Raw genomic sequence first — 25046 nt, forward strand, 5'->3', positions numbered from 1 at the left:
ACTACCTTATTAGAAAAGTTATGATGCATAGTGATTTTGTAGGTTGTAAGGCCCATATTTTGAGATGCTGTAAGATATTATTTTAAGAAACAGCTGTGATCTTAAGATAGCACATATTATTGGCATACAGAATCAAGATAACAGTAACGCATCATTTCACTGATAAGTATGCTGTAGTCTGGTATAAATGTGCTTAGCTGCTATTTTTTAGACTGCAAATCAGTCGTATCGATAGTCACTACTTATGTTTTTGGTTAATGATGGTCAGCAATAAGCTAGAATTAAACAAGCGAAAACGCTTTTGATAAAGCGAAATTACGATAAAAAACAAGGCAATTATAATGTTACTTTCTCCAGAGACTGTAAACTTCAATAACCTGTCAGTCGCTGTACCGAGCTTTATACGACATCCCACACTCAGAAAATTAGCTGAGCGTGTGCAACATGAAACCCTAAATACGCTAACCAGCCCAGCGATGTATGAAGCGCACAACACCTCGCACAGCACGCGCATTTTAGATAGCTTGTACCAGACACCGATTGCTGACGCCTCAATACTGGTCGCGATCACTCATGAGCGTAGACCAAAACTGCTATTAACACGCCGCGCCGCCCATATGAACAGTCATGCGGGTGAGGTGTCTTGCGTGGGTGGTAAACATGATCGAGGCGATGGTAACAATGTCGTCACAGCACTGCGTGAAGCCTGTGAAGAAACAGCACTACCACCCAACAAAGTCCAACTGCTTGGACAGTTGCCTATCCAAACGTCCAAAAGCGGTATGAGTGTACGCCCTATCGTTGCACTTATTGCGCCAGGCTTGGTACTGGTACCTGAGGTAGGAGAGATATCACGTATTTTCTGGGCGGACTTTGAGTCGTTAGTCACTCAGCCCACAGTAGAGTATGCGGTAGAGTATAAAATGCAAGATCAAGTAGCGACTTTACTGACACCAAGCTGGCAAGTCGATGGTGAGACGGTGTGGGGGCTGACAGGACGTGTCATAGCTAACCTGCTAGAGACAGGGTTCGATCGACAGTTAGAGTGGTATTACCGCGTGGACAACAACCGATAATATAACATTTAGATTTATAGCATCAAAAGCATTCCTTCACGAGTTTGTACTTAAATAGGGCTGCTTATCTAAGTACTACTATCCAAATGATACTATATAAGTACGGCTGCTATATTTGATAAATCATTTAGAGTCTTATAGACCGCTTTATTTATAGTAATCGTCGTTTTTCTTGAGCCACCAGTTCATATTATCTTGACGTTTGGCACGGAACGCCTCTAACTTATCGGCAATGTTTTTGTTATGTCCTCGCGCGGTATCTAGAGCAAACAAAATAGGCACTGAAGATAATACGCCAAAACGTATTTTTGATTTTGGTAAATCTAAGCCATCACCAATATCATCACCGACTAAGGTACGAGTCACACTGGCGTTGACCATTTCCACAAACCGCCCACGGCGATTGTCTTCGCCCATGAGCTGACGTGGTAAATCATGCAAGGCTTTTGCAAGTGGCTGCCCCATCTTAAAATCAAGCTGCTGAATGGATAGGTAGGTATACAGCCATTCCCAGCAGGCTGATTCATCTTTTGGCAGACGATCTAAATCAACGCCCATCCAATAGCTGGCAAGATTCCATAAATGCAAGATACCTTCTGCTTCCTCGGTGCTAATACGGGCACCCAGCAGACGTAGACCGCGCATAATCAATAAAGAGAACTGCAAGTGCGTGGCAATCATATCGGTTTGATTGATGGGCACACCCCAATAATCGGTGTTCCAGCTGCCATCAGGATTATGATGCTGGTCAGCATTTAGTATCACACCTGTCGCGGCATTGCCCTTACCTTTGAGTAAGTTCTGACGTACCAAAGTATGAATTTGACGTACTTTGATGGACTGTCGCCAGCCTTCAGAGCCGATGGCCAATACTTGATCAATAGCGTTATGATGATTACGCGTACTCATATCTAACTGCGGATGCTCAGACACGGCCAAGATATAGGCATAGGTGCGCATGAGTCGCGGCAGTGCGTCATGCATCAGTGCGCCAGTCTGAATCAGTGGCAATGATAGGGCGGGGATGCTATAGCCTGCCATGAGTGCTACATTACGCAGTAGCCAAATGAGCATCAATGGATAGCGTCTGTAAGCAACGGCACCAATCTGAGCCAGTTTGGGGTCGAACCAGTCAGGATGCGTACTGAACTGCTCGGCTAATGTACTAAATGAGGGGTGAGCTAAGTGATCGCCAGATATATCGTCACCAAGAATAACTTGCTGCAAAGGCTTCGCAAAACGAATGTTCTCAGCGGCAAATGCATCTGCAAGTGGATCACCAATATCGTAGCCGGCAACTATTTCATCAAGTAGGGTAGGCGAGATTTTAAAATCTTTCGGTAATAGATACCGTTTGATCCGCTTTAAAACCTGTAAATCACTATGATCACTGATGGCGGTGGTGCGCCCGTGACGCTGATAGGATTTTTTTGATTGATGATGAGGTTGTGTAGAGATACTTGCAGTATTGGTGGTTTTCTTACTCATATGATCAAGTGCCTTTATGATTAAGTTATAGCTTGATTTAGCTATAGATCTAATATCTGCAACATCGAATCCGTCTATAGCGATCCCTCATAAAACCGAATTGATGCATCCAGCTGTCTTTGCGTCTGCTTAATATGGTGTTTGATACGATATTTGATATAGTGCCTTTCAGCCAATAGTGATAACAGTGTTGCACAAGCGTTTTTTCGCTAGCAAGACCGAAATTCGAGCCATTTTTTAGCTTATCGATTTCTGTATGATAATCCTTAACAAGCCTTTGACCGCTGTTAAATTTATCGTTTAATAGATAGCCATTTAATAGATAGTTACTGAGGTTTTATGAGTCAGCTGGTTGCAGTATATCTATCCACGATAACAAGCGACCTGTACATAATAAAAAACGACTTATAAGCTAAAGGCTCATAAGTCGCTCGTTTTGATATTAATGAGAGCGGGTCAAGTCGACCGACGTGCCGCTGACATTGTCTTTTAAGCTCACTTTGAGCATGATATAACCTGCGATACCAGAGACGATAGAACCCATGATGATACCCAAGCGCTCATCAAACATCGTTGTATCACCAGCAAACGCCAAGCCGCCAATAAATAAGCTCATGGTAAAGCCAACGCCACATAATAATGCTGCGCCATATATTTGCTTATAGTCCATCCCTTTTGGCATGGTTGATAGACCAAGCTTGAAGATTAACCAGCACATGACCATAACACCCACTTGTTTACCGATGAACAGGCCTGCAGCGATACCTAGCGGCACTGAGTGGAATAGCTCAGCAAGACCTGCGCCCTCGAGTGATATCCCCGAGTTGGCAAAAGCAAATATTGGCAAAATACCAAAGGCAACAGAGTTATGGAGATCGTGCTCTAGCTCCTCTAATGGAGAGTGCTCAGGATCAGTACGGTCAAACATAGGGATAAATAAGGCCAAAACCACGCCTGCCAATGTGGCATGGATACCTGATTTGAGTACCGCAATCCACATAACGATACCGATAAGCAGATAAGGCGTAATACTGGTTACGTTGCGACGATTGAGCAGATACAAGAATGGCAGACATAGACCGGCTACTGCCAATGACTCCAATGACAGCTCACTAGTATAAAATAGAGCAATGATTAAGATCGCACCAATATCATCAAAAATAGCGATAGAGACCAAGAATACTTTTAGGGAGTTGGGTACGCGGCTACCTAATAGACTCAGAATACCCAGTGCAAACGCAATATCAGTTGCTGCAGGAATTGCCCAGCCTTTCCAGTACTCAGGCTCATTGAGATTAAAAAGTATGTACACCGCTGCTGGCATAATCATACCACCTAATGCTGCACCAGCTGGCAAGATGATTTGCTTGACGTTAGACAGCTCACCAATGAGTACTTCACGCTTGAGCTCAAGTCCAACTAAGAAAAAGAAAACCGCCATAAGGCCGTCATTGATCCAGTGGTGCGCATCTTTGGCAATAGCAAAATCGCCAATCTGAATCGCAACTGGCGCGTGAATGAAACTTTCGTACCACACATGAAGAGGGGAGTTGGCAATGATCATTGCAGCAACGGCAGCCAATGCTAAGACGATACCGCCTGCTGCCTCAAATTCAAAAAATGCCTTAATCCTTCGTATTGCCATATCATCCTCATTCGCTAAATACAATTTACTAAATAACCTCAAATATCCATCAATGTCTGCGCTACCAACAATGCGAGGGTAGCAAATAGACAGCAACAGTTTCTCATACTCTTATCGATATAGACAACAAAATACGCCCAAACAAACCTGCTAGCCCACTTTGTTGTACTCATTATAGTGACATTATAAAGGTGATACGCTGAGCAACATAGTTGTAAGTCGTTAAATCTTTTTAACAAAAGGTCTTTTATAAATGATACCCCAGTCGTTATTAAACAAATTTAGCAGACTTTGGTAGGTTTTTGGCTTTTTTTGCAGTTTTATCTCTATAATGATCGACGCTTTACGAGGTTGTCCCGGCTCCCTTGTCGATTTCAATGACTCAATTGTCTGACTGCTAGTAGCCTCACATCAGTGACATGCTAGTCTCATCTTTCAAGCTCACTTTTTTCTTACGATATTTTGCAGGTCAGCGTTATGGATTTAACATTCTCATTAGAGATCATTTTGATGCTCACTGCGGTGGCAGCATTAGCAGGATTTATTGATGCTATTGCTGGGGGCGGTGGACTACTGACCATACCTGCCATGCTACTGGCTAACATCCCACCGGTACTCACGCTAGGCACCAACAAGCTCCAAGCGGCCTCAGGTGCGCTTGCAGCTTCTATTACCATGATCAAAAAAGGAGTCGTTAAACCACAGCGTATAAAATTGGCGATTATTGCCGCTTTTATCGGGTCAGTCATAGGTACCATCGCGGTGCAGATGTCGCCACCAGATTTACTCGAAAAACTGATTCCTTTTTTGATTGCGGCTATCGGTATTTATACGTTGTTTGCGCCTAGGCTTGGGGAAGTGGAAGCTGCACCGCGCATCTCAGAGGGTAAATGGCAAAAGATTGTGGCGCCACTCATTGGTTTTTATGATGGCTATATTGGTCCAGGTACAGGGATGTTTTTTGCGCTTGGCAATGTAGCACTGCGTGGGCGACAGATTATCGAGGCGACAGGTACCGCAAAAGTATTGAATTTATCTACCAATATCGGCTCACTCATATTCTTTATTTTGGGCGGTAATGTACTGTGGAAAGTAGGACTGGCGATGATGGTAGGTCAAACTATTGGTGCGTATTTTGGCTCACATATGGTGGTAAAGGGCGGCAGCAAGCTCATTCGTCCGATGATTGTCGTGGTATGTTTGGCCATGCTGACCAAGTACGTTTTTGGCTAAATAAAAATAATAAATATACTCATCACAAAAAAACCTCAGTCCATGTGCATAGGTGACTGAGGTTTTTTTATGACATTATTTATCCAATAGATGTGATTAGCGGCGACGATCTACGTCATCGTACTCACTACCCATGATGCCATCGCTGAATACTTCAGAGAATTCACGCTCGTTGTTTTCGTCGATATGACCATCGAATACGTCTTTTGCACCAGCGTTAGGATCATTATAAATAGCCAAATCCATTTTGCCTTCTGATTTTGCTACGATAGTCGTAACAGCAGCATCGCCGCCGACATTTACAGCGGTACGTAACATATCAAGGATACGATCCACACCCAAGATTAGACCAATACCTTCGATTGGTAGACCAACCTGAGCAAATACCATAGACAGCATTATGAGACCAACACCAGGCACACCAGCTGTACCAACAGAAGCAAGAACCGACATTAAAATAACGGTCAAGTATTCGGTAACTCCCAGATCAATACCATAAATATTGGCAATGAAAATGGTCGCAGTACCTTGCATAATGGCAGTACCATCCATGTTGATGGTGGCACCAAAAGGAACGGTAAACGACGCAACTGAGTTATTAACACCCATACGCTTGGTAACGGTACGCAGCGTAATAGGAATCGTCGCGTTCGAGCTTGACGTACTAAAAGCAAAGATCTGTACTTCACGCATTTTTGCCAAAAAGGTCTTGATAGATAGACCTGATGCGACTTTGAGTACAATCATCATCGTGATAAAGAAGTGGAATGCTAATGAGCCAACTAATACCGCAACATAACCAAGTAGTGACCAGATCAAGTCTAGTCCCAGCTCTGCCATTGCTTTGGTCAATAGTGCAAACACACCATAAGGTGCTAGGTTCATAATGATCGTCACCATCTTCAAGATGACTTCATTAATAAGCTCTAGGCTCTGAACCAAACCTTTGGCAGGCTTGCCAACCATCAAGATACTCACACCGATCAAAATCGCAAAGAAGATAATCGATAACATGTCACCATTGGCCATCGCACTGATAGGGTTCGATGGGACAATGTTTGAGAATACATCAAGTAAAGGCGGTGCTGACGCGGCTTCAAAAGTCGCATCAGTACCAATGTTCATGCCTTTACCAATACCAAATAGTGAACCCAGTCCAATCGCTGTTGCAATCGCAAGCGCGGTGGTGAACATATAGATCATAAATGTTTTGGTACCGATACGTCCTAATAGACGAATATCACCAATACCGCACACACCGCAGATCAGTGAGATAAGTACCAATGGTACGACCAACATTTTTAGTGAGTTAACAAATAGCTTACCGATAATGGCAAGAAAGCCATTAGTGATATAGGTATTAACAAACCCACCTTCGCCATTCAATCCCGAATAGTTTAAAAATAAACCCAGTGCAATACCGAGCACCATGGCAACAATAATCTTGCCCGTCAGTCCCAAATTCTTCCACATAATTCATATCCTTTGTGTGCACAACAGCGCTATAGTCAGCAATCACTCAGAGATCATGATCGTGTTTATTTATCTAACTATAATGCGTGTTATGACTATTAAGTTATTATGATTGTCGTTTGATGTCACGTTTTCGGGGACAATATAAAAGAATAGTTAAGGGCACTGCAAGATTTTTTTACCATTTTATTCTGAGACGATGATAATTTTCACAACGATGTGCCCATAAAATAATCATTATTTATTCTAAACCGTTTGTTTCTTATATGAAACAAAATATTTATGAAAGAGTTTTGAGGCTGGCTAAACATCGAGATTTTATATCGGATATCGGACCAACCTAATGCAACGGACTCAGTATCGACTTTAAATGCCCCTAAATTTTAGTAATAAAAAAAGCCAAACGGTCGCATAGGGACAGTCTGGCTCTTTGAGGGTAGATAGCGCCACTATAAGTACTAAGCGTAATAGTGGCGCTATCTACAATAAATGCTTATTTATACTTTATCATCCTCGTGTGGTACATGCACTGGCTGCTCCGAATGCTTGAGGGTATTCGCTTCAGCACTATTATGAGCCTCATCGGGTGGATCAATGTGGCGACTGTGATTGTTACTCATACGCTCACTGAGATGTGACTCAGCATCACGGTAACGATGATCTAATGCGTCTGCTTGCGGTTTTGATTTCTTAAAATCTGTCTGTGAGGTTACTTCTTCGGCAGTATCCTGTTCGCTTACCATCTCTACGTCACCATCACTCTCGTAACCGTGATTGGGGTTTTCGTCACCCGTTTTTGTGTCTGTATTTGAAGTATCATTCAGCTTACCAGTAGCTAGAGCATCGATAGCTGGAGCGTCAGTATCCGCTGCCGTATCAATATCGTCAGACATACCGCGTTTGCTTTGAGCCTGTTGTTTTAGCTGAGCGTAGTCCGTCAGTTGATGAACCGCGTTTTCAAGAGCGTGTGGATTGTCACGCTCTAGCGCTTCTGATAGATGCTCGTCAAATGTATCGGTCAATAACGAGTCAAAGCGCATGGCATTATATTGAATCAGTACTTCCGCTTCTTCTTCGGTAATACCGCCGTTTTGGCTGGCATGTACCACATGATCCTCAAACGTCAGTCCTTCAAAGCTGTCTTGATGTTCTGCTTTTTTGAACTTCTGCCACAACGGTTCAATTTCAACTAACGTCTGATAAGCATGTTCCATACGACCAGTCACATCGTCTGCATCGGTATTGTAATAGACCATGGTTTTCAGATAATCACGAAATGGGTTTGCCGCAAAATCATCCATGAACGTATCGCCCAATTGACGCTTGAGCTCATCACTCGCTGGCGTAAAAATACGCCCGCTAGGGAAGGTCACAAAGCTAACCACATTGGCTGCCATACGATTCGGGAAGTTGGCAAAGAAAGAGACAAAGGCTTCTTGAGCCGTATATAAGCTATTTTGTAGCGCAACTTCGGCATGTAAGCGTTCAGACTCTGATTTACTACCATACTCATAAAACTGCAAGATGGCAGTCGCAATGAATAAGTGGCTATGAATATCTGCTAAGCGACCAGACAGCATCTCTTTGCGTTTTAGATCACCTGCTAGCAAACCTAACGCCATATCCGCAGTTAGTGCAAAGCTCGCGCTTAAACGGTTAATGTGCTTGTAGTAAGGACGAGTGAAAGCATCAGCAAAACTTGGTGCATCATTACTACCACCAACGTACCCTGCTACAAACGCTTTTGCACCACGGTTGAAGGTATAGCCTAAATGCTTGAAGAAAAGAGTATCGAACTCTTGGGTTGCCGCAGCTTTATCTTCGCTTTGTAGCAGTTGCAGCTCGTCAAATAGATAAGGATGACAGCGCATTGCACCTTGACCAAAAATCATTAATGAACGCGTCAGAATATTAGCACCCTCAACGGTGATAGATACAGGGATCGCTTGATAAGGTGTCGCTAAGAAGTTACGTGGACCCATCTGTACGGCGCGGCCACCGACCACATCCATACCGTCGTTGACCACACTGCGCATGGTTTCAGTCGCGTAGTATTTTGCCATAGCAGTCATGACTGACGGCGTACCACCTTGGTTCAACCCGCAAGTCACCAAATGACGGAACGCTTCTAACATATAAGTGTTACTTGCCATACGGCTAGTAGCATCCTGCACACCCTCAAACTTACCGACTGAGATCTTGAACTGTTCGCGTACTTTTGCGAAGGCACCGACAGACAAATACGTCATTTCACTGGCTGATGTAGACAGAGCTGGTAAAGAAATACCACGACCGACGCCGAGACATTCCATCAGCATACGCCAGCCGCGACCAGCGTTTTCGACACCGCCGATGATGTAATCTAACGGGATGAAGACATCTTTGCCATCGACTGTACCATTCATAAATGGCGAGCCGATCGGATTATGACGTGGGCCTGTTACGACGCCTTCGTGGCTAGCAGGAACAAGCGCACAGGTAATACCATAATCAGTTTTTTCAGGATTACCAAGCAGTCCTTCTGGGTCGTGCATTTTGAATGCCAGACCGACTACAGTAGCGATAGGCGCCAAGGTAATCCAGCGCTTAGAGAAGTTCATACGCAGGCCAAGTACTTGCTCGCCCTCATACATGCCGTAACACACCACACCAGTATCAGGAATCGCACCTGCATCAGATCCTGCCTCAGGACCAGTCAGACCAAAGCAAGGCACTTCATCGCCTTTGGCAAGACCTGGTAGCCAGCGCTGTTTTTGCTCATCTGTACCATAGTGCATTAGTAGCTCACCAGGGCCGAGCGAGTTGGGAACCATACAGGTCACAGCAGCAGTCGGTGAGCGCGACGCAATCTTACTCATCACGCGGCTTTGCGCATAAGAGCTAAATTCTAGACCACCGAACTCTTTTGGAATAATCAAACCTAAAAAGCCGTTGTCTTTGATAAATTGCCATGCTTCAGGTGACAGCTCCTTATCCTTGTGCTGAATTTGCCATTCATCGAGCATGGTACACAAGGCCTCTACTTCATTATCAATGAAGCTTTGCTCTTCTTCTGATAATTTCGGATAAGGGTAGCTGGCAAAAGTATCCCAGTTTGGCGCACCCATGAACAGCTCTTTTTCCCACCAGCTAGTACCCGCATCAAGCGCTTCACGTTCGGTATCACTCATACTTGGCATCGCACCGCCGAGTGCCTTATAGACAGGCTTTGTAATCAAGGATTGGCGCAGTGGTGCAACGAGTAAGACCAAGCATAGCAACGCCATTGGTACACCCAAGATGAGCGACCAGGGACTAATAACTGCCGTAACGATGACCGTTATTAGAGCGACGATACTGCCAGTAACCCTTGATAAGGACAACAAAAAGATGGCCAAGACCACGGCTAATTGAATGATGACTGCCAAAATAAACAAGCCAATTGCCATGACTATCTCCTTTGAAATGCTGGATAAAAAGCGTGAAAAGTATTTGAGTGAAACAGGTAACTGTAATTATCGTTATGTTTTGCAACTCACTATCTTATAAATAAATCGAATGACTTTCTAATTACTAAATGTCCGGTTCTACATTTTTTAAATGCCAGTATTAACGGTCTAGTAAGTGATCGATAAATAAATGAAAAGAATGGTCACTAATATGAGACAGTTGTCGATGACTATCAAGACCCAAAATGCTACGCTGTGTCGACAATATGTATCAAGCAGTGTATAGCTATTAGACTCTGATGGATTAAGCCTTAAGAGTGACTAAAATATGGCGACTTGCTAAGCAACTAGCGTTATAGACTAGCCAAAAGGCACAAGACAGCTTTCGGCATAGGATAAGGTTTCATTACGACCAACAATAATATGATCGACAAGTGATATGTCTAATAATTCACATGCTTTTTTTAGCTCATAAGTCAGTAGGTTATCCGCATTCGATGGCTTTGCGTCAGTATGAGGGTGGTTATGAGCAATAATCAACTGACTGGCAGCGTGGCTCAGGGCATGTCGCAATACATGCTTGATACAGACAGAACAAGATGAGATACCGCCAGTAAACAGTATCTCAAAGTTCAAAAGGTTCAATGCATTATCGAGACATAGTACGGCAAACACTTCACGATGCTCGCCGCGCAACTGGGTACTGATATAATCTTTGACCACCTGCGAGCGTCCAAGCGCCTGACCTGTCTTGAGCTTGCTATCTAGATAGCGTGTGCCCATCTCAAGCGATGCCAGTATCTGAGCGTATTTCGCAGGCCCAATCCCGTGACAGGCGAGAACGGTCTGTTGCGGCGCAGACAATAGCTCAGCTAAGCTGCCAAATTGATCGATTAATTGACGCGCCAGCTCAATCGCTGATAGAGACTGAGTCCCTGTCCGCAAAAATATAGCCAATATCTCAGCATCGGATAAATGAGCTGCGCCAAATTTCAGTAGTTTTTCGCGTGGTCTGTCGTCTTCATGCCAGTCTTTGATTGCCATTGTCACTCCTTGAAAATGGATTGATACTGCTTGTAGCCTACTTACAATAACACGGTCAATAACTCGGTGGCGGCATCAATATAGCAAGCCAGACTCATGTGCCACTGATACTCAATTTCTTGTATTGTCTTATTGCGTGTGGACTATAACGAGGTAAATACGGAAAATCTTACCCAATTTATCTCATAGTTGTTACTATAAGCGCAATTTTATCTTTTTACTTTTTTGTTGATGCCACGCTTATGTCCAATATTGTGCTTGCTATTACTGGCGGTATCGCCGCTTATAAATCTGCCATATTTGCCCGTTTATTAATCAAATCAGGCTTTGATGTGCGCGTCATTATGACGACAGGCGCACAAGCTTTTATCACGCCGCTAACCCTACAAGCGTTGACAGGTAACGAAGTGCATGTCTCATTGCTTGATGAGCAAGCAGAGGCTGGCATGGGTCACATTGAGCTGGCTAAATGGGCTGATTTGGTTGTCATCGCACCTGCCTCTGCCAACACGCTCGCACGTCTGGCCATGGGTATGGCAGATGACTTGTTGACGACAGTGTGCCTTGCCACTACAGCACCTGTCATTGTTGCTCCTGCGATGAATCAGCAGATGTGGGCGCATCCAGCGGTAAACTTAAATGTACAAACCCTACGGGATATGAATTATCAAATTATCCAACCAGCTAGCGGTGAGCAAGCGTGCGGTGATGTAGGCGCAGGGCGATTGCCTGAGCCTGAGCAGTTATTAGCCGAAGTATTGCTATTCAATGCAATGCAAACGACCCCCCAGCTGTTAGCAGGCAAGAGGGTCGTTATTACTGCAGGTCCAACGGTAGAGGCAATTGACCCTGTACGCTACTTATCCAACCACTCTTCAGGAAAAATGGGTTTTGCTTTAGCGCGTGCCTGCGTTGCAGCTGGTGCAGATGTCGTCTTGATTGCAGGCGGCAAAGTCGCTTTGCCTACACCGCTCAATGTCACACGTATCGATGTGCTGTCTGCCGAAGATATGCTGATTGCTGCACAGCAGTGTGTGGATGGCACGCACAGTGAGCTGCAACTGGATTTTGAAGAAGAACACGACCATTCTCATGAGCATATGCACGATCATTCTCATACCCAATCCAAAGAACACCATCATAGCGATTGTGGTTGCGGTGAAGATGGCAATCATAATCACGACTATGACCACGACTCGCTACATTCTCATGATCACAACCCAGTCACAAAGGCAGATGTCTTTATCGCGACTGCAGCAGTTGCCGATTATCGTACTGAAGAAGCCGCACCGCAAAAAATCAAAAAAACGCAAGATGCGATGACGCTTAGCCTGGTTAAAAACCCTGATATTTTAGCGACCATTTCTCTTGCGCATCCAGAGCTGTTTGTCGTCGGCTTTGCCGCAGAAACGCAAGATGTTGAGCGTTATGCACGTGGTAAATTGGTCGCAAAAGATCTCGATATGATTGCTTGTAACGATGTCTCACGCGCAGATATTGGTTTTGCCAGCGATGATAATGCAATGCAGGTATTCTTCTCAGAGTATTATGCACGTGATGCGATAGCACTAGAAAAGACCAGCAAAGACAAAATCGCTGAGCAGTTGGCTGGCATCATCGGTGAAGTAATCGGTCAACGCAAAAACGGCTAAAGGTACAGGCTTACAACCAGTAGACATGAGCGCAGAGCCTAAAATGGTGTGACCGATATGATAGATATGGCTGGTAACGATAGCACTCAGATGCTAGTGCTAACGATTATTTTTGCGCTGGCATCGCTGTTACATGGTATTAGTGGGCTGGGTGTGACCTTGGTGACGACCACGGCGCTTGCCAGTATTTACCCGTTGCCACACGCCATTGTCTTGGTTATTTTCCCCTCTTTACTACTCAATGCAATGACATGGTTGGCAGGTGGTGAGCGCACTATTTGGCAAAACTTTATCTATTACGGCAGGCGCTATTGGCTGCTTGCGCTTACCAGCTTACTCGGTAGTATTTTGGGCGCTAAGCTGTTGCTATGGATCAATAGCGCTTATATTTTATTGCTATTGGCGGCGGTGATAGCCTTTTATGTGGTGAGTAGTCTACTCGGAAAACAAATCCGTCTACCAGATACCAAGCCGGTACTGATTGCTGTTGGCTTTAGTGCAGGCGTTATCGGCGGTTCGACCAATGCCATGTCTACCATCCTGATGATGTATCTATTGTCTGCAAGTGATGATAAAAACACTATCGCCAAAGTGGGCAACATGTGCTACTTCTTAGGAAAAATCGCCCAAATTATCGTCTTACGCGAGCCTATCATGGCGCTCAGTAGCGGCGAGTGGCAGTTAATTGCTTTTTTGAGTATATTGTCTATAACCACGCTTTTGATTGGTATTCGTTTACGTCGTTATTTGCCACAAGCACGTTTTCGTCAGCTTATTTTATTGATCTTAATCGTGCTTGGCGTACGCGTTGGCTGGCAGGGGATCACAGCACTATTGTAGTATCGTTGTCTTAATGCACTATGCTAAGTCAGAGCCAATATAGGAGGGACGCTCAACATAACAATGGTCAGCTGAAAGGCTAGCTCAAAATCTTGCTGAAGCTACCAAGGCTACTGAGATTGCAAGAGTTGGTTTAGTCGGCACAATCGAGTCTCTCAATATGGTTTAACGGTTAAACATATTTAAGAGAATAGTCGCGACGACACTAATCACTATCATAGTCACTACTGGGAAATACACTCGCGTATTGCCTGAAGTATGTTTGATATCGCCTGGCATATTACCTATCCAAGAAAAAGCACTTGGAAACAGCAACCAGATAATACCGATAATAACCAGCACAATACCTATGCCTATCAATAGTTTCGCCATATAAACTTTGCCTTATGTCGTTGTAAGTTGAACAGTCTCACTAAAATATATCTGCTGTGCCAAACGAAAAGTATTACAGTGCGCTTCGACCACATCTTCGATATCTTCTGAATAGCCACCGCCCATCACGATAGCAACAGGAATGCTGGCAGCTTTTGCTTGTTGCAAGACGTATTCATCACGTGCTTTGCAACCTGCTGGTGTCAAACCAAGTTTGCCAAGCTTATCTGTTGCAAGCACATCAACGGCAGACTGATAAAAAATCATATCTGGCGCAACTTCAGCAATTAAACGAGGTAACGTCTCCTCTAATATCTGCAAATACGCTTCATCACCTGCATCGTTGTCCAGCTCGATATCTAGATCGGACACTTGCTTACGAAATGGATAGTTCTTGGCACCGTGCATACTAAAGACAAAGACGCGTGGCTCATCCGTCATGATACTGGCGTTACCATTGCCTTGATGAACATCCAAATCTACAATCAAAATCTTTTGTGCCTGTCCGCGATTTAATAATAAGTTGCTGGCAATACAGACATCATTAAAGACACAAAACCCTTCTCCATGACCGGCAAAAGAATGATGAGTACCACCTGCAACATTCATGGCCACGCCATATTGCTGAGCATAGAGTGCGCACTCATAGGTGGCATGAGCAATATAGCGGCCACGCTCCACCAGCTGCGGCGTCATCTCAAACCCAATAGCTCGCGCAGCCTTTCGTGGTAGGGTTTGCGTTTTGAGCTGATACCAGTATTCTGGAGTATGTGTGGTCAGAATCTCAGCTTCGCTTAAGCGGGCAGGGGCAAAGAAATTGTCTTGGGTAATGGTTCCTTCTGCCAGTAGGCGCTCAGGAATCAAGATGTACTTTTGCATGGGGAAGCGATGTTTTTCGGGCACAGAATAACGAAAGACATCAGAGTAGGCAATTTTTAGCATAAAAATTCTAGCTTCATATTGAGGGTTGTTGTAGATAGGGTGGTTATTTTAGATAGATAAGCACAAAGACAGAGGCGAGCTATCGCTAATTATCGCTTGATAAACAACCAGTTTACTGAAAAAACTGGCTTACTGAATAAACCGAGTTATTGAACAAACTGGGTCGGCAAGAAGAATGTACGCGCATCTGACTGCTGACGTAGCTCGATAAGCAGCGTTTGCATATCTTCAGCAGGATCTTGATTGTTGATTAGGTTATCAAACAGCTCATTGGCAACGGTAGTCATCGCGACCACGCTTTGCAGCAAGTGCTCAATGATATCATTATCAATACCGACGGCTTCAACGTCGATAGCGTTTTTGTAGCGTATCTCCCCATCATTGATATCCATCTCTAAATTACCGATCAGCATGTCATAATTGATCTGGGTAATGAGTAGTAGTGCCGCGTTTTGATGACTCTCTGGTATCAAAAATGGCAAGATACCATAAACAGCCAGCAGCTTATTTTTTTCTTGTACACGAAACAGATAACCACAGTTGACCTGTTTGTGGCGCATTCTCAAGGATAAGTGATGTGATTGCTGGCTATCATTCGTCTTGGGTCGATAATGCGTATAGTGCCATTGCTTATCGCTGAAATATTGTTTTAAGCAGTCGACAATGGGCGTGTCACTGGGGCGCTGTGTTTCTGCTACTGAATGATCAGGCTTTAGACGAGAGGAGTTTAGTTGCTCACGGACTTGGCTGGCATCTGGTTCAGAGGTAGCGGCAGAGGAGTTATTATCAGTAGTCTCAGAACTACGGGCAATGACATTAGTGTATATACCAGTTTTATCGTTAGCAGTGTTAGCATGGTGGTCAGCGTTACTATCAGCGAGTGATAAATCTGCTTGCTCACCTGTACCATCGATAACCGACTGCGGCGCGGATGCAGTCAGTAACCGTTTGATTTTTTGCCACAGGCTGAGTTTGTTGCGTTGACCCATAATAGTATGCTGACAAGTAAGTAAAGTTAAAATAGCAAACAAGCAAAACGACAGCTTAATCTTGGTTCAGCGCGAGTCCTTCTTTAATAGTAGGCTGCGCATAAAATGCTTCTAGCATGTCATGTAGATGAGCGGTAAACCAAGGCGCATCAATAGCATCTTTGACGATAGGCAGTAGCGAAGCACTACATTGACGCATCGCATCGTCATCAATGTGCAGACCCGCAGCGATAGTTGCCATCGTGTCAGACTGATGATTGGCATACCATGTGTCGATACTTGCTGACACCAAGCTGTGCAAATACGGTGATACTCTGAGACGGTTGTAGCTTTGCTGAATACTGGCTTCGATATGATCAATACTACTATTGCCAGGCTCATCGCTTAGATAGGTTTGCAGCTCGCTGATCGGTTGATCTTTGATACGATCCCAGCCCATGACCATTAGACGCGCTACTTCTTTATTCGATAAGTGTTCTTGTGCGTTAAATTCGGCTTTTCGTGTCAAATCTTTAATATTACGATGCAAATACGTTTGCAGTTTTTCATCGAGGTTTCTATTGGTTGCCTTCTCAAAAGAGCTGCGTCCAAGCTTCATTAATTTACCGACGCCGCCTGCTTTATCAAGTGTGGTATCCATAAAGTCATTGATAGCATGATAGAGCGTTTGGGTCAGTAGGTCTGCAAAGGTTTCGTTGCCGACCAGCGTATGAATCAATACGTTACGCTGCTGTTCATGGCTACCGATGTAATTAGCAAGGGTTTCAACTTGTACATCATCGACCAATTCAGACAAAGGCACGTTGTCATTGACCGGGTGATAAATGAGGGTGTGCAAAATATCACGTATGTCTTTGCGCATTACCTCAGTCATCGGCTGGTTTAATAGCCAGTCCTTCATCACATGCTGCAAATGCTCGCATTTAATATATTTGCTCAAGGGCTGCGCCCCAAACCATTGCCACGCCTCCATCGCTAGAGGTTCAGCCTGCTGATGCAGCCACTGCTGTATAAAATCAATCTGAGCATCAATCAAGCTATCTACTGTTAAACGGCTGGTTGGTGAGGTATTAGTCGTGTCGTTTTGGCTATCTGGTAAAGTCTGCATAGGTTTCAAAGTCATATTTTGAGGTCGTATTTTTTGAGGTTGTACTTTTTAAAGTCAGAGTAATCGACAATTTGTTATACTGTGTGTTTGTGGTGGTCATAGGGTATTATGCCACGAACATTACCTTTATTTGTGAGGAATGTTGACTGCCACTTGATAAATAATCAGAGGTTTGGATGACGGTTTTGGATACGCCTTTACTTACACTTGACGAGCTGACGGTTCAGCGCGGTGAGATACCGCTGTGTGAAGGGGTCTCATTGCATTTATCTGCCGGTAGTATCTGCCATCTTATTGGGGCAAATGGTACGGGAAAAACGACGTTGCTCATGCAGTTAGCAGGATTGTTGCCAGTTCTGGTAGGTGGAGTTGCTTATCAGGATCAATCGAGCTTGCCTATCCAGCCGCTTTATGTCTCGCATCAGTTGGGTATTCATCCTAATCTAACCGTCGCGCAAAATCTGACGTTCTTACTGAACTTGTATGGTATCAGCCCAAGCGCATCCGATATTGATGATGCGCTCACTTGGGTAGGTCTACAAGGGTTTGAGACGATCAGCTCAAGTCATCTGTCTGCGGGACAAACGCGGCGTATCACGCTGGCACGCTTATATTTATTAACCCCTGATGTGACGCCATTATGGCTGCTTGATGAGCCTTTTACAGCGCTGGATGTGGATATGGTGGCGAGAATGGAGGCGCGGCTATGTGACTTTGCACAGGCTGGTGGGTCGATACTCATGACCAGTCATCAGACGGTCGGTGTGGCCAATCAGGTACTCGATTTGTCAGATTATATGGTCTAAATGGGACTGCTAGCAGTACTATCAGTATAGGTAAAAGGACGAATAATGACAGACAGTCCAACGCAAGCAAACTCAGCTGCAGTGGCAAGCAAAAAACCCGTGAGTATCGTCACCACACCGCGTGGGATTGGGTTTGGTCAGCTGTGGCGCCGCGAATGGCAAGTCAAGCAGCAAGGAGCGGTGCAATGGTTGTATCCGCTAGTCTTGTTTTTAGTGATTATTACTTTATTTCCGCTAGCGGTGGGTAGTGAGCCTGCGCTGTTACAGCGCCTTGGTGTATCGGCAGTCTGGATCGCGGCATTATTGTCACTGGTCATGGGTGTTGATGGTTTATTTAAGCCTGCGCTTGATAATGGTACGCTTGCGCAATTGGTCGTCGCCAAAGCGTCACTACCGTTATGGGTGCTGATACGTCTGGTCATTCACTGGATATTTAGTAGTGGTATTGTGGCAATGCTGAGCTTGCTTGCGGTGCCTTTGTTTCAGCTGAGCTGGTTTGAGGCATGGGTGTTGATGGCATCTATCGTGACAGGCAGTCCGATGCTGTTGATGCTGTCAGCGGTCGCTAGTAGCCTGACACTATCACTAAAGAATGGTGCAGTGCTGGTGCCTTTGATTGCGTTGCCTATGCAGTTACCCGTATTGATTTTTGCGACAGGCGCGGTCGACTTATTTGCCACGGGACTTAACGGTTTGCCTATATTAGCACTACTATTGGCAGGAAGCATTATCTCAGTATTGGTGATGCCTTGGGTGATTGCAACAACCCTCAAAATGTCATGGCTCAATTAAGAGGTATGTTCGAAACCCCGTAGTCCAAATCCAGCGTATTAACATCGTGTTGAAAACGGGCAATTTTGCTATAATAGTCTATTGAATACGTACACAGATCTTTGTAGATTCTATCCAGTGTTTAACGCCAGCAGGTGAGCCAATAGGAGTGCTTTTTTGCACTATATCGGTCAAAACCAGTAAGCTGTGTAATAGGTTTATTCTCATGCCCAACCTGAATAACGTCTCATCCCCTAGCTTGTGGCAGCGCATTTGGCAGGGTTTCTTAACCACTGTAGGCACCAAGCAGTTTTTTCGTATTTTTGGCCCTTGGGTCAAGTGGCTTGCGATATTAGCCAGTATCTGTTTGCTCATTGGTAGTGTATGGGGCCTTGCTTTTGCGCCGCCTGATTATCTTCAGGGTAATAGCTATCGCATTATCTTTATCCATGTACCAGCGGCCAGTCTTGCTATTTCTATCTATTTTTCTCTTGCAGTTCTGGGAGTGATTTATTTGGTATGGAAGATTAAGACTGCCAGCTTAGTCGCGCAGGCGCTTGCTCCAATGGGGTTTTTGCTATGCGTTATTAGTTTACTCACAGGTTCCATTTGGGCAAAGCCAACATGGGGCACCTATTGGGTATGGGATGCGCGCCTGACGTCAATGCTCATATTGGCATTTCTATACGCGGGCGTCATGGCGCTGTTTGCTGCTTTTGAGCATACCGCCAATCGTGGTAAAGCAGCCGCAATACTATCCATCGTAGGCGCAGTGAACCTGCCTATTATCAAGTACTCAGTGGAGTGGTGGAACACCTTGCATCAAGGGGCGACCTTTAGTTTGACGGCAGCACCCAAAATGTCGGCAGATATGTGGATGCCGCTACTACTAATGATTATAGGCAGCTATTTACTGGTTGCGACATTAGCGATTTATCGTACCAATACGCTGATTTTAAACCGTGATCAAGGCAAGGCATGGGTCAAAGAATACATTCGTAGTCAACACAAGTAACGGTCAGGAATATACTATGCAGCCCTACTTTTATAGCATATCTGAGTTCATTGCCATGGGTAAGCATGGGGTTTTTGTATGGACATGCTGGGCGATTACCGTCGGTGTAATATTGGCTTTTATCATCTACAGTCGCAGACAACGCCAAGCGCTCATCAAACAGCTCACTATCCAACAAGCGCGCCAGGCACAACGTACTACCAAAACACAAACACCTGCTACCAAAAATTTTGAATAAAAAGAGTTCTGAATAAAAAATCATCTTAATATCATAGTTTTACTGTAAGGCACCGTATCCTTACACTGACAAAAATATGACTTTATAGGCAATGATGAGGCTTATTGATTTGTCTGAAAAATGCTACCATATAGCGATTAGAAGAGTACGATTAGAAAGACATTTTCGGAACGTTTTTCTAATGGTGGTTTCTTCAAATTTTTCTGTTTGATAGACAGATTATGGTTTATAAAACAGCGACTCGTTAATGGGGTAGTGGTATGAATGCAGTTCGTCGGAAAAAACTGACGTGGGTTATGTTTACGCTGGCAGGTGCCGCCGTAGCAGTTATGTTGGTTATCTATGCTATCGGGCAGCAAACTGACTACTACTTTGATGCGACTGCCATTGCTCAAGGAGAAGCGCCTCAAGACAAACGTATTCGTGCTGGTGGTATGGTGGTTGCAGGTAGTGTGCAGCGCGCAGCGGATAATCCTCTAAATGTCGAGTTTGCGATCACTGATTTTCAATCGACAGTACCCGTGACTTATCAAGGTATTTTGCCAGATTTGTTTGCTGAAAACTCAGGCGTGGTCGCCACTGGTAAAATGCAAGGCGAAACCTTTGTGGCAGGTGAAGTATTGGCTAAGCATGACGAAAATTACATGCCACCAGAAGTTGCCAAGTCTATGAAAGAAAACAATCGTAGCGGGGTAGTGCCTTCCTCTGAGCAATATAACCCTGCCGTAAAAATTCACGAGACTGACACGCTACAACAGTAGTGGCTGTATGCATTTAAGCTATAGAGTATTTAGAATATAAAAAAATCCACCGATGATCGGTGGCTTTTTTTTGTTCTACATTCAACCAATTAACGAAGTACTCGCCACATTAGTCATCCCATACAGGAGTATAATCAGGATGCTCAATCTTACGACCATCAGAGCTTGCAAGCTTACCAATTTTTTCTAGCTCGTCTGCACTCAGCTCTACCTTGGTAGCATCTAAATTGCCTTGTAAGTGATCAGGATTCGAGGTTTTTGGGATAGCAACGCGGTGCTTGTCTGACAGTATCCACGCCAACGATATTTGCGCTGGTGTTACATTGTGATTATCAGCAATCTCTTTGATAATATCGTTATCAAACACATCGCCACGCGCTAGCGGTGAGTAGGCTTCTAGCAAGATATGGTGATTATTCAAAAAGGTTTGTAGTGTGTCTTGCTTGATAAACGGATGAAACTCTACTTGGTTCACTACGATAGGCACATCAGCAGATTTTTTGGCTTCAATAATATTGGCAATATTAAAGTTCGAAACACCGATATGACGCGTCAAACCTTGCTTTTGTAACTCACACAATGCAGGAATAGTTTCAGACAATGGTACGCGGTCGTCTGGCCAGTGTAATAGCAATAGATCGACATAGTCTACGCCCAGATTTTCTAATGATTTTTGCGCAGCAGCTTTTAGCTTCTCTGGCTCAAACTTCATATCGTCAGGAAAAATCTTGGTAGTCAAAAAGAATTTATCGCGAGCTATCCCTGATTGTTTAATACCTTCACCAACTTCTTTTTCATTGTCATAAGCTTGGGCGGTATCGATATGCTCATAACCCATCTGTAGGCCTTTTTTGACCACATCGATACAATCTTGTCCCGTTGACTGCCACGTGCCCAATCCTAAAACGGGAATATTTGCTTGTCCAGCAGTACGAATATTATAGCTTTTGGCACTCATATTATTATCCTTGTTCTGTTTGTAGTTTCTATTATTATTGATTAATTTCGATATAATTACTGATAGTAAGGCAATCGGTATTATTTGATAGGCTTAGTTAAAGCAATAAAAATTTTGTTCGATCATCATTTTTAAAAGGTCGATATTTAATTGTCGACGCGTCACTAATCAGTCTCGTCTACTATAAGAAAAACGAGCCCAAAGTGGAAGGTCGAGTGACGCAACCCTACAAAGGGCAAACAGGCTGTAACGTGATATTTAATAATCAGATGGATCTACACAGGCTATTCAAGAGTAAAAAAGTTTTATAGTTATTGCCATAAAAAAACGTCCATCACTATCAAGTGACGGACGTTCATAATCATAAATATACTTAAGCACTTAAAGCTCAGGTACTCAAAGCCTAAATACTTACGATTTGGATATGCAGTCTAAGTCTTACTGAGCAGCAGCTTCTGGAGCGTCAGCGCTTTCAGTTTCGGCAGTGCCCATATGCGCGCTGTGGTCAGTACCCCAGATTTTTGGGTACTTGTAGCCAGGGAACGTTTCGTGAGCGTACTTTTTGAAAGCTTCTGAGTTATAAGCATTGGTAACATCCTCAACCCATTTCTTGCCAGTATCAGCAGATTTGATTGCTGACCAGTTGACATAAGAGAAGCTTGGCTCTTGGAATAGTGCTTCAGTCAGCTCGATACCAGAGTCAGTAGCATAGTTGCCGTTGATTACTGCAAAGTCTACTTCGTCACGTGCACGTGGCAGCTGGGCTGCTTCTAGCTCAACGATTTCAATATCGTATTTGCTATTGTCAGCGATATCTGCTTTTGATGCAGTTAGCGGATCGATATCGTCTTTGAGGGTAATCCAGCCAAGATCATCCATCATGACCAACGCACGGGCAAAGTTACTTGGGTCGTTAGGCGCAGAAACACTCATGCCTTTAAATGCAGCATCAAGGCTGTCTTTTTTACCAGAGTAGATGCCAAGTGGTGCAGTTGGTACTTGGAATACTTCGACAAGATCAAGATTGTTCTCTGTCTTGAAGGTATCGAGGTACGGCTTATGCTGGAAAATGTTGATATCCAAATCGCCTTCAGCCAATGCAAGGTTAGGACGCACATAGTCAGTAAATGCAATTAGCTCAACTTCATAACCTTGTGCTTCAAGTGTACCTTTCACTTGGTTACGAACCATATCAGCAAAATCGCCTTCAGTGGTACCGATAACGATTTTGGTATGTTCAGGATCGATATCGCTAGCGGCAGTTTCAGCAGTTGATCCTTCGGTGACTGGTTCTTTGGTCGCTTCTGGCGCTGATGAATTGCTGCAACCAACCAAGACCAAACCTGATACACCAACAGCGGCAAATGCGCTGGCCAACTGACGGCTGATATCTGTTAATTTCATAATATGTCCTTAATAATGAATGGGATTAAATAAAATGTTTATTGTCTAAACATTAAAAAAGCAACATTATAAATAGTAATGCTGCTTTTTATGAGCGCTGAGATGGGATTGAGTGTTGCCAAAAATAAACCTAGTCGCTCGTAATGTCAAGTATTCTCTAAAGCGGTTTAACGTTTGTCCAAACGATTGGCAAGCCAGTTACCAGAGGCTTGAATTGATATGACCATGATCGATAGTACAATCACAATAAAAATCATGACTTCGGTTTGATAGCGATAATAGCCATAACGAATGGCCAAGTCACCCAAACCACCGCCGCCGATCATACCTGCCGCCGCCGAATAAGACAGCAAGCTGATACAAAGAATAGTCACTGACAGTACCAGGCCTGAGCGTGCTTCATTGAGCAATACTTTGATAATAGTAAAAGGCCCGGCGCCCATCGACTCAGTGGCTTCAATGATACCGCGCGGCACTTCACGTAGGTTTTGCTCGACCAAGCGCGCAAAATAAAACGATCCTGCAATTGCCAGTACCAATGATGCCGCAATAGGACCAATACCTGTGCCAACAATAGCCTTGGTAAACGGACTCATCGCAATCATCAAAATTACAAATGGGAAGGCACGCATAAAGTTGGTGATACCACCAAGTACACCGTACAGTGTCTTGTTTTGCAAAAACTGTCGATCACTAGACAAAAACAAGAATACGCCAAACAGTCCACCGATGATGATGGCTACCGTGGTCGAGATACCAAGCATGATAAAGGTATCAACGAACGCGCTCATAATCTCTTTACGTAGAACAAGCAGCTTGTCTATAGAGGCGGATAATTCAGTACCAGTTAACATATCTATTTCTCCTGCCTCATTAGTCCTCAACGACTAAACCTTTGCCAATTGGGGTGGTTGCCTGAATCAGACCATCTTGTACATCGGCTACTTCTAACAACTGACCTTGATGCAATAATGCGGCACGATCGCAAAGCCGGCGTATCACACTCATCTCATGAGTTACGATAACGATAGTCACGCCAAGTTGCTCATTGATATCGCGCAAACAGGTGAGTAGACTGCGAGTCGTTGCAGGATCTAGTGCACTGGTTGGCTCATCGGCCAATAGTACTTTTGGGCTCGGGGCAATTGCACGGGCAATACCGACACGTTGTTTTTGTCCACCTGATAATTGAGCAGGGTAATGACCTGCTCGATCAGTCAAATCTACGATTTCAAGACAGTCCATAACGCGCTTATGAATATCATGACTAGGATAGCCTGACACTCTCAAATTAAATGCGACATTGTCAAAGACAGTATGATTAGACATCAAATTGAACTGCTGAAAAATCATACCAATATTATGACGGGCAATACGCAGTTCACTAGCAGATAACGTGGTCAAGTCAGTACCATCTATCATGACTTGACCTGAGTCTGGACGTTCAAGCATATTGATGAGACGCAATAAGGTCGATTTGCCTGCACCTGAATAACCCATTAGACCAAAAATTTCGCCTTGCTTGATCGTTAGAGACGTCGGCTCAACAGCAGTAAACCAATGCGGTTTGCCGTCTTTGTCTTTGATTGAGCGGTCGCTTAAAAAACTTTTGGTCACATCGTTTAAGACAATCATGTCGTTCATGGAGGGCTCAAAATTTAATAAATTTTTTGTGATTATTATGCGTCGTTATGGCTCTATCGCTATGCGAGGAGCCTAACTAAAACAACGACGGTCAATAACCGTATAATAAGGGGCGGTAATATAGCATATTATCTGGCACTTTGGATATGCACATCCGTG

General features: G+C 44.2%; 22 protein-coding genes. 9 read left to right on the forward strand and 13 right to left on the reverse strand.

All coding sequences use genetic code 11. From position 1 onward, the window contains the following. The first annotated feature begins 341 nt into the window (after positions 1–341). Entirely contained in the window at positions 342–1076 is a 735-nt protein-coding gene (locus ACTXGL_RS06240) for an NUDIX hydrolase (RefSeq protein ID WP_443525622.1), read from the forward strand. Positions 1077–1223: 147 nt separating this feature from the next. On the opposite strand, the gene ACTXGL_RS06245 is transcribed toward ACTXGL_RS06240, so the two are convergent. Then, positions 1224–2564, reverse strand: coding sequence for an oxygenase MpaB family protein (locus ACTXGL_RS06245; protein ID WP_443525623.1), 1341 nt, complete (start codon positions 2562–2564; stop codon positions 1224–1226). 442 nt (positions 2565–3006) lie between these two features. After that, positions 3007–4209, reverse strand: coding sequence for a Na+/H+ antiporter NhaA (gene nhaA, locus ACTXGL_RS06250; protein ID WP_319050935.1), 1203 nt, complete (start codon positions 4207–4209; stop codon positions 3007–3009). Positions 4210–4686: 477 nt separating this feature from the next. Between nhaA and ACTXGL_RS06255 the strand changes: the two genes are divergently transcribed. After that, positions 4687–5442, forward strand: coding sequence for a TSUP family transporter (locus ACTXGL_RS06255; RefSeq protein ID WP_443525624.1), 756 nt, complete (start codon positions 4687–4689; stop codon positions 5440–5442). Between the two features lie 96 nt (positions 5443–5538). On the opposite strand, the gene ACTXGL_RS06260 is transcribed toward ACTXGL_RS06255, so the two are convergent. The 3 genes from ACTXGL_RS06260 to radC form a co-directional block, all read right to left on the reverse strand. Beyond that, positions 5539–6915 carry a dicarboxylate/amino acid:cation symporter gene (locus ACTXGL_RS06260; RefSeq protein WP_319050933.1) on the reverse strand — a complete coding sequence of 459 codons (1377 nt, stop codon included), beginning with the start codon at positions 6913–6915 and terminating at the stop codon, positions 5539–5541. A 497-nt stretch (positions 6916–7412) separates the two neighbouring features. After that, positions 7413–10343: an acyl-CoA dehydrogenase gene (locus ACTXGL_RS06265; RefSeq protein WP_443525625.1), complete on the reverse strand. Its 2931-nt coding sequence runs from the start codon at positions 10341–10343 to the stop codon at positions 7413–7415. 360 nt (positions 10344–10703) lie between these two features. Further along, positions 10704–11387: a RadC family protein gene (gene radC, locus ACTXGL_RS06270; RefSeq protein ID WP_443525626.1), complete on the reverse strand. Its 684-nt coding sequence runs from the start codon at positions 11385–11387 to the stop codon at positions 10704–10706. Positions 11388–11629: 242 nt separating this feature from the next. On the opposite strand from radC, the gene coaBC reads away from it, so the two are divergent. Together coaBC and ACTXGL_RS06280 are read left to right on the forward strand one after the other, a co-directional pair. Further along, positions 11630–13039, forward strand: a complete 1410-nt coding sequence (coaBC, locus tag ACTXGL_RS06275) for a bifunctional phosphopantothenoylcysteine decarboxylase/phosphopantothenate--cysteine ligase CoaBC (protein ID WP_443525627.1) — start codon at positions 11630–11632, stop codon at positions 13037–13039. Positions 13040–13096: 57 nt separating this feature from the next. After that, on the forward strand, positions 13097–13879 hold the full coding sequence (locus tag ACTXGL_RS06280) for a TSUP family transporter (RefSeq protein WP_443525629.1): 783 nt from the start codon (positions 13097–13099) through the stop codon (positions 13877–13879). 165 nt (positions 13880–14044) lie between these two features. Here ACTXGL_RS06280 and ACTXGL_RS06285 read toward each other — a convergent pair whose 3' ends face one another. The 4 genes from ACTXGL_RS06285 to ACTXGL_RS06300 form a co-directional block, all read right to left on the reverse strand. Next, positions 14045–14251, reverse strand: a complete 207-nt coding sequence (locus ACTXGL_RS06285) for a DUF2905 domain-containing protein (protein WP_319050928.1) — start codon at positions 14249–14251, stop codon at positions 14045–14047. A gap of 12 nt (positions 14252–14263) precedes the next feature. Beyond that, complete coding sequence (locus ACTXGL_RS06290) at positions 14264–15193, reverse strand: histone deacetylase family protein (protein WP_443525631.1); 930 nt, start codon at positions 15191–15193, stop codon at positions 14264–14266. Between the two features lie 146 nt (positions 15194–15339). Further along, positions 15340–16182, reverse strand: a complete 843-nt coding sequence (locus ACTXGL_RS06295; protein WP_443525632.1) for a type III secretion system chaperone family protein — start codon at positions 16180–16182, stop codon at positions 15340–15342. A 55-nt stretch (positions 16183–16237) separates the two neighbouring features. Then, complete coding sequence (locus tag ACTXGL_RS06300; protein ID WP_443525633.1) at positions 16238–17305, reverse strand: hypothetical protein; 1068 nt, start codon at positions 17303–17305, stop codon at positions 16238–16240. 161 nt (positions 17306–17466) lie between these two features. Here ACTXGL_RS06300 and ccmA point away from each other — a divergent pair, with 161 nt between their 5' ends. The 5 genes from ccmA (at position 17467) to ccmE (ending at position 20881) form a co-directional block, all read left to right on the forward strand. Further along, the gene (gene ccmA, locus ACTXGL_RS06305; RefSeq protein ID WP_443525634.1) at positions 17467–18096 is read left to right on the forward strand and encodes a heme ABC exporter ATP-binding protein CcmA; all 630 of its coding nucleotides are present in this window, start codon (positions 17467–17469) and stop codon (positions 18094–18096) included. Positions 18097–18141: 45 nt separating this feature from the next. Further along, on the forward strand, positions 18142–18888 hold the full coding sequence (locus tag ACTXGL_RS06310) for a heme exporter protein CcmB (protein ID WP_372863650.1): 747 nt from the start codon (positions 18142–18144) through the stop codon (positions 18886–18888). A gap of 205 nt (positions 18889–19093) precedes the next feature. After that, complete coding sequence (gene ccmC, locus ACTXGL_RS06315) at positions 19094–19882, forward strand: heme ABC transporter permease CcmC (RefSeq protein WP_319050922.1); 789 nt, start codon at positions 19094–19096, stop codon at positions 19880–19882. A gap of 16 nt (positions 19883–19898) precedes the next feature. Continuing rightward, positions 19899–20120, forward strand: coding sequence for a heme exporter protein CcmD (ccmD, locus tag ACTXGL_RS06320; protein WP_319050921.1), 222 nt, complete (start codon positions 19899–19901; stop codon positions 20118–20120). Positions 20121–20380: 260 nt separating this feature from the next. Beyond that, positions 20381–20881: a cytochrome c maturation protein CcmE gene (gene ccmE / locus ACTXGL_RS06325; RefSeq protein ID WP_443525636.1), complete on the forward strand. Its 501-nt coding sequence runs from the start codon at positions 20381–20383 to the stop codon at positions 20879–20881. A 109-nt stretch (positions 20882–20990) separates the two neighbouring features. Here the strand turns inward: ccmE and ACTXGL_RS06330 are convergent, their stop codons facing one another. From ACTXGL_RS06330 to ACTXGL_RS06345, 4 genes are all read right to left on the reverse strand, one after another. After that, positions 20991–21839 (reverse strand): aldo/keto reductase, encoded by an 849-nt coding sequence (locus tag ACTXGL_RS06330; RefSeq protein WP_443525638.1) that lies wholly within the window; start codon positions 21837–21839, stop codon positions 20991–20993. Positions 21840–22277: 438 nt separating this feature from the next. Then, positions 22278–23243 (reverse strand): MetQ/NlpA family ABC transporter substrate-binding protein, encoded by a 966-nt coding sequence (locus tag ACTXGL_RS06335; RefSeq protein ID WP_443525639.1) that lies wholly within the window; start codon positions 23241–23243, stop codon positions 22278–22280. A 167-nt stretch (positions 23244–23410) separates the two neighbouring features. Beyond that, the gene (locus ACTXGL_RS06340) at positions 23411–24097 is read right to left on the reverse strand and encodes a methionine ABC transporter permease (RefSeq protein ID WP_443525641.1); all 687 of its coding nucleotides are present in this window, start codon (positions 24095–24097) and stop codon (positions 23411–23413) included. 19 nt (positions 24098–24116) lie between these two features. Beyond that, positions 24117–24887 (reverse strand): methionine ABC transporter ATP-binding protein, encoded by a 771-nt coding sequence (locus tag ACTXGL_RS06345; RefSeq protein ID WP_443525642.1) that lies wholly within the window; start codon positions 24885–24887, stop codon positions 24117–24119. Positions 24888–25046: the final 159 nt, after the last annotated feature.

The sequence above is a fragment of the Psychrobacter sp. T6-6 genome, assembly GCF_052258185.1.
Classification (GTDB): domain Bacteria; phylum Pseudomonadota; class Gammaproteobacteria; order Pseudomonadales; family Moraxellaceae; genus Psychrobacter.

What these genes read in the sequence shown, in the direction of transcription:
- ACTXGL_RS06240 (WP_443525622.1), top strand. Translation starts at nt 342, where the DNA reads ATGTTACTTTCTCCAGAGACTGTAAACTTCAATAACCTGTCAGTCGCT.
- ACTXGL_RS06285 (WP_319050928.1), bottom strand. Translation starts at nt 14,251, where the DNA reads ATGGCGAAACTATTGATAGGCATAGGTATTGTGCTGGTTATTATCGGT.
- coaBC (WP_443525627.1), top strand. Translation starts at nt 11,630, where the DNA reads ATGTCCAATATTGTGCTTGCTATTACTGGCGGTATCGCCGCTTATAAA.
- ccmA (WP_443525634.1), top strand. Translation starts at nt 17,467, where the DNA reads ATGACGGTTTTGGATACGCCTTTACTTACACTTGACGAGCTGACGGTT.
- ccmC (WP_319050922.1), top strand. Translation starts at nt 19,094, where the DNA reads ATGCCCAACCTGAATAACGTCTCATCCCCTAGCTTGTGGCAGCGCATT.
- ACTXGL_RS06330 (WP_443525638.1), bottom strand. Translation starts at nt 21,839, where the DNA reads ATGAGTGCCAAAAGCTATAATATTCGTACTGCTGGACAAGCAAATATT.
- ACTXGL_RS06280 (WP_443525629.1), top strand. Translation starts at nt 13,097, where the DNA reads ATGATAGATATGGCTGGTAACGATAGCACTCAGATGCTAGTGCTAACG.
- radC (WP_443525626.1), bottom strand. Translation starts at nt 11,387, where the DNA reads ATGGCAATCAAAGACTGGCATGAAGACGACAGACCACGCGAAAAACTA.
- ACTXGL_RS06260 (WP_319050933.1), bottom strand. Translation starts at nt 6,915, where the DNA reads ATGTGGAAGAATTTGGGACTGACGGGCAAGATTATTGTTGCCATGGTG.
- ACTXGL_RS06245 (WP_443525623.1), bottom strand. Translation starts at nt 2,564, where the DNA reads ATGAGTAAGAAAACCACCAATACTGCAAGTATCTCTACACAACCTCAT.
- ACTXGL_RS06335 (WP_443525639.1), bottom strand. Translation starts at nt 23,243, where the DNA reads ATGAAATTAACAGATATCAGCCGTCAGTTGGCCAGCGCATTTGCCGCT.
- ccmE (WP_443525636.1), top strand. Translation starts at nt 20,381, where the DNA reads ATGAATGCAGTTCGTCGGAAAAAACTGACGTGGGTTATGTTTACGCTG.
- ACTXGL_RS06265 (WP_443525625.1), bottom strand. Translation starts at nt 10,343, where the DNA reads ATGGCAATTGGCTTGTTTATTTTGGCAGTCATCATTCAATTAGCCGTG.
- ACTXGL_RS06345 (WP_443525642.1), bottom strand. Translation starts at nt 24,887, where the DNA reads ATGAACGACATGATTGTCTTAAACGATGTGACCAAAAGTTTTTTAAGC.
- ccmD (WP_319050921.1), top strand. Translation starts at nt 19,899, where the DNA reads ATGCAGCCCTACTTTTATAGCATATCTGAGTTCATTGCCATGGGTAAG.
- nhaA (WP_319050935.1), bottom strand. Translation starts at nt 4,209, where the DNA reads ATGGCAATACGAAGGATTAAGGCATTTTTTGAATTTGAGGCAGCAGGC.
- ACTXGL_RS06255 (WP_443525624.1), top strand. Translation starts at nt 4,687, where the DNA reads ATGGATTTAACATTCTCATTAGAGATCATTTTGATGCTCACTGCGGTG.
- ACTXGL_RS06300 (WP_443525633.1), bottom strand. Translation starts at nt 17,305, where the DNA reads ATGACTTTGAAACCTATGCAGACTTTACCAGATAGCCAAAACGACACG.
- ACTXGL_RS06310 (WP_372863650.1), top strand. Translation starts at nt 18,142, where the DNA reads ATGACAGACAGTCCAACGCAAGCAAACTCAGCTGCAGTGGCAAGCAAA.
- ACTXGL_RS06340 (WP_443525641.1), bottom strand. Translation starts at nt 24,097, where the DNA reads ATGTTAACTGGTACTGAATTATCCGCCTCTATAGACAAGCTGCTTGTT.
- ACTXGL_RS06295 (WP_443525632.1), bottom strand. Translation starts at nt 16,182, where the DNA reads ATGGGTCAACGCAACAAACTCAGCCTGTGGCAAAAAATCAAACGGTTA.
- ACTXGL_RS06290 (WP_443525631.1), bottom strand. Translation starts at nt 15,193, where the DNA reads ATGCTAAAAATTGCCTACTCTGATGTCTTTCGTTATTCTGTGCCCGAA.